Source organism: Anaerolineae bacterium, assembly GCA_016931895.1.
Classification (GTDB): domain Bacteria; phylum Chloroflexota; class Anaerolineae; order 4572-78; family J111; genus JAFGNV01.
The window spans coordinates 1-4,613 of sequence record JAFGDY010000184.1 but is presented as its reverse complement, the minus strand read 5'-3'; the positions used below and the strand labels follow the sequence as shown (position 1 = coordinate 4,613).

Sequence of the window (4,613 nt, the reverse complement as noted above, 5' to 3'; positions counted from 1 at the left end):
GGACTGAGTAAGATAGTTTCAACTACTCTGACATAGAATCCCATTAACTTTGACATGCTTTTTCATTAACTTTGAGATCCTACATCATTATCTCTTGGATAGTATCGGTTTTAGGATAGTCTCATTATCTTTTGGATATAGTCTCAATAACTTCTGAACATAGTCTCATTTATTCTTGGACAAGTCTCAATAACTTCTGGATACGACAATCGTGACCTAAATATCCAAATTCTGCACCTGCTTGGCGTGGGTTTGGATAAATTTTTTGCGCGGGGCCACAACGCTGCCCATGAGCATGTCAAAAGTTTTGTCGGCAGCGGCGGCGTCTTCAACGGCCACTTGTAGAATGGTGCGGGTTTCGGGGTTCATGGTGGTTTCCCACAATTGTTCGGGACTCATCTCGCCCAAACCTTTGTAGCGCTGCATAGTCACCGAGCCGGTATTACCGTTTAACTTTTTCAGATAGGTATCCTTTTCCTGCTCGGTGTAAACATAAGCCGCTTCTTTTTTGTGTTTGATCAGGTACAACGGCGGCTGGGCAATAAACAGGTGACCGCTTTCAATCAACTCCGGCATATACCGGAAGAAGAAGGTAAGCAACAGGGTGCGAATGTGCGAACCATCCACGTCGGCGTCGGTCATGATGATGACCCGGCCGTAACGCAGCCCTTCCAGGTTGAAGTCGTCGCCGACGCCGGTGCCCAGGGCCGTGATCAGGGCCTTCACTTCGTTATTGGCCAAAATTTTATCCAAACGGGCGCGCTCGGTATTGAGGATTTTACCCCGCAGGGGCAAAATGGCCTGAAAGCGGCGATCCCGGCCTTGTTTGGCGCTGCCCCCGGCGCTGTCACCCTCAACAATGTACAGTTCGCTGCTTTGGGCGTCGCGGCTGGAGCAATCGGCCAATTTGCCGGGCAGGGTAGAGCTTTCCAGGGCGCTCTTGCGCAGCACCAATTCCCGCGCTTTTTTGGCCGCATCCCGCGCCCGCGAGGAGGTCAGGCACTTTTCAATAATGATCCTGGCCTGGCGCGGATTCTCCTCTAAAAAGGTGGAGAAACTTTCGGCCACCACCGATTCCACCAATGTTTTCACCTCGGCGTTCATCAGCTTCACTTTGGTTTGGCTCTCAAATTGCGGATCGGGATGTTTGATTGACACAATGGCCGTTAAGCCCTCGCGCGTATCTTCGCCGGAGAAGTTGTTATCATTATCTTTGAGCAGGTTGTTTTTGCGCGCGTAATCATTAATGGTGCGGGTCAGCGCGCCGCGCAGGCCGGTTAAGTGGGTGCCGCCGTCGGGGGTGTGGATGGTGTTGGCAAAGGCGTATACGCTTTCGGTATAGGCGTCGGTATATTGCACCGCCACTTCCACCCCAATGCTCTCCACCTCTTTCTCCACGTAAACCGGGTCGTGCAAGGCCTGGCGATTACGGTTAAGATAACGCACAAAAGAAGTGACCCCCCCTTCAAAATAAAAGGTGTATTCTTGTTTGGGATCTTCCCGTTCGTCAACAAAGGAAATGCGGATGCCCTTGGTTACAAAGGCCATTTCGCGGAAACGGACCAGCAGGGTATGCCAGTTATAGCCCGGCACGTCCTTAAAAATGGTGGGGTCAAAGCGGAAGGTGATTTTGGTGCCGGTCTCGTGCTCGCGGTTTTTGGGTAATTTGGCAATTTGTTTCACCGGCCCCTGGGGGATGCCCTGTTTATATTTTTGCTGCCAAACGCCGCCGTCCTGGGCCACTTCGGCCACCAGCCATTCGCTTAAGGCGTTAACGGCCGAAACCCCCACCCCATGCAAACCGCCGGAAACTTTGTAATTGCTCCGGTCAAATTTGCCCCCGGCGTGCAGGGTGGTCATCACCAACTGCAATGATGATACCTTCTTTTGCGAATGTTCGGCCACGGGGATGCCGCGCCCGTTGTCAATTACCGACACACTCTCGTCGGGGTGGATGATCACCCGGATGTGGTCGCAAAATCCGGCCAGGGCTTCGTCAATGGAGTTATCCACCACTTCGTAAACCAGGTGGTGCAATGCTTTAATATCGGTGCCGCCCACGTACATGCCGGGCCGGCGGCGCACCGCCTCAAGTCCCTCTAATACGGTGATACTGTCGGCGGTGTAGGTGTTAGCAGGTGCCATAACCATGCAATCAATTCCTCCATCAATAATTTCAATAACAGATGTTCAATTGAAGTAAATTGGGGCCAGTTTTTCTCTGGCTTGGCCCGTAGTTGGGGGGCGGAAAAAGGGAAATTGAGGTCCTGTTTCAGCCCAAAACTCCGACCTTAAAATAGACATAAAACAAAATATCTGACAAGATATTATACCATGAAGCGTCGCCTTCCTCAAATTGGCCCCAGGACCGCATAAGCTTTAACCTCAATATGTTGGGCCATAAAAAATAATGCACTACTATATGTAGTGCCTTACCAATGGCTAAAGAGATCTTTTGGCATTAGTAGAACTTGGTGACAGTCACTTTGTAAGTGACTGTCACCTCTGGAACGCATCAACAGAAAAAGAGGGCCAGGCCAACGTTCTATAGTCGCTCCTGGCGTTTTGCCTTCACGCATGCTAAAACCGATAATGAGACAGGCCGCCGGGCCCAGCCCTATGGGCAATCACGGCCCCGGCCAAAATGAGGCCCCAACGGGAAGCAAGAAAACGGGTAAAGTGTTTGGGCATAGCCTTAACTCATCAGATGTCGTAAATTCCGTCGGTTTCCACCTGGGCTGCGGCCAATATCCGGCGGACCGTTTCTTTGTCGGCCCGCTCAATGCGCACACACATGCCGCAATCAGAACTGAGGTAGCGGGGGACAGGAATCAATTTGCAGGCGACGCCCACCTCTTTCAATTCCTTTTCCACCCGCAGGGCGTAGGTAGTGGCATAAACCAGAATAACCGAATACTGATCCTTCATTGCACTGCCTCAGCCGGTTGATGTTTAGAGCTTGGGGATGACCTGCTTTGATCAACTGCAAGACGCCGAACCGCCTCAAGCGCAGCTTGCACCTCTTGGGCCGTGTTGAAAGCGCCCAAGCCAAACCGAACCGTGCCGGTAGGAAAGGTGCCTATGGTTTTATGAGCGACGGGCGCGCAGTGCAGCCCCACCCGGCACAGCACAGCCTCCTCGTCGTCCAGGCGTAAGCCCACTTCTGAAGGTTCTAAACCGGCCAGGTTGAAGGAAACCGTGGCCGTTTGTCGGCTGGCCTCCAGGCTGCCGTAAACAGTTACGCCGGGAATAGCGCGCAGGCCGTTTACCAACTGCTGGGTCAGGCGCATTTCATGCGCGCGAATAGCCTCTATGCCCTGGGCCAGTACCCAACGCACGCCTGCGGCCAGCCCGGCCAAACCTACGCCATTGGGGGTGCCGCTTTCAAACTTATCGGGCAAAAAATCGGGTTGTTCCTCCCGTTCGGAACGGCTGCCCGTACCGCCGCGCATAAGCGGGGCCAGGCGTTCCAGGTCTACCCGCTCGCCAATGATCAGGCCGCCGGTGCCCATTGGCCCGTAGAGCGACTTGTGGCCGGTAAAGGCCAGCAGGTCAATTTTTTCGGCCTGGAGGTCAATAGGATATGCCCCGCCTGTTTGGGCGGCGTCTACCAGCAGCAGCAAGTTGTGCCGGCGCGCCAACCGCCCCACCTCGGCCACCGGCAACAGGGTTCCCACCACGTTGGAGGCGTGGTTGAGCACAATCATGGTGGTGTTTGGCCGGATGGCTGCCGCCACACGGGCCGGATCAAGAAACCCCTCCGGCGAACAGGGCGCCACCGCCAGTTCCACCCCTTCCTGCTCCAAAGCCCGGAGCGGGCGCATTGCCGAGTTGTGCTCCATGCTGCCGGTGATAACGTGGTCGCCGGGGCGCAGGTAGCCGCGCAGAGCCAAGTTGAGGGCTTCGGTCACGTTAGCAGCAAAAACCACCCGCAGCAGGTCAGGCGCGTTAAAAAGCTCGGCCACTGCCTCGCGGGCGGCGTAAACAATCCGGGCCGATTCGACCGCCAGCCGGTGCCCGGAGCGGCCGGGGTTGGCGCCCACCTCATCCAGATAATGCGCCATCGCCTCCCTTACCTCCGGCGGCTTGGGCCAGGAAGTGGCGGCGTTGTCAAAATAAATCACATTTTGTTCTTGGGGCATGGTCTTCAACCTTATCGTTATTTCTGTTCAAGGTAGCGCAGAACAGAAATGCGGGATTCCATTTTGTCGGTGATGGTCAGGGTTGACCCATCCGGCGATAGGTACAGCAAGACAAGCAGCGGCACCGTGGTCGTAATCCGGCGCGGCCTGCCAGCTTTGGCTGCCGTCGGTGCTCACCCGAATCGGGCCCAGGCTGCACTATCAAACTACCTGGGGATTCACAATGTCCAGGCTAAAGAGGCAATCGGCGCTGTTTTGAGTGATGGTCCAGGTTTGACCCCCATCGGTGGTATAGTAAGCCTGACCTACGTCTGAGGGGCCGCCGATGAGGCCAAAACTTTCATTAAAAAAAGCAGCTACCCATAGGGGTTGCTCAATGAATAACTAGTTTCTGGTGCAAAAGTGTCGATTGAGTAGAATAGTCGGAGGTGAACCAAAGGAGACCAAAGACTATGCTACGAGATAGATATG

The 4,613-nt window shown here is 54.4% G+C and carries 4 protein-coding genes; 1 reads left to right on the top strand and 3 read right to left on the bottom strand.

Annotation, left to right across the window (positions count from 1 at the left end):
• Positions 1-216: 216 nt before the first annotated feature.
• From gyrB to JW953_13695, 3 genes are all read right to left on the bottom strand, one after another.
• Positions 217-2,145, bottom strand: a complete 1,929-nt coding sequence (gyrB, locus tag JW953_13705; protein ID MBN1993752.1) for a DNA topoisomerase (ATP-hydrolyzing) subunit B — start codon at positions 2,143-2,145, stop codon at positions 217-219.
• Positions 2,146-2,703: 558 nt separating this feature from the next.
• Positions 2,704-2,928 carry a DUF3343 domain-containing protein gene (locus JW953_13700; GenBank protein ID MBN1993751.1) on the bottom strand — a complete coding sequence of 75 codons (225 nt, stop codon included), beginning with the start codon at positions 2,926-2,928 and terminating at the stop codon, positions 2,704-2,706.
• The gene (locus tag JW953_13695) at positions 2,925-4,142 is read right to left on the bottom strand and encodes an aminotransferase class V-fold PLP-dependent enzyme (GenBank protein MBN1993750.1); all 1,218 of its coding nucleotides are present in this window, start codon (positions 4,140-4,142) and stop codon (positions 2,925-2,927) included. Before JW953_13695 ends, JW953_13700 begins: the two co-directional genes overlap by 4 nt.
• A 48-nt stretch (positions 4,143-4,190) precedes the next feature.
• On the opposite strand from JW953_13695, the gene JW953_13690 reads away from it, so the two are divergent.
• Complete coding sequence (locus tag JW953_13690; GenBank protein MBN1993749.1) at positions 4,191-4,457, top strand: hypothetical protein; 267 nt, start codon at positions 4,191-4,193, stop codon at positions 4,455-4,457.
• The last annotated feature ends 156 nt before the right edge of the window (positions 4,458-4,613 follow it).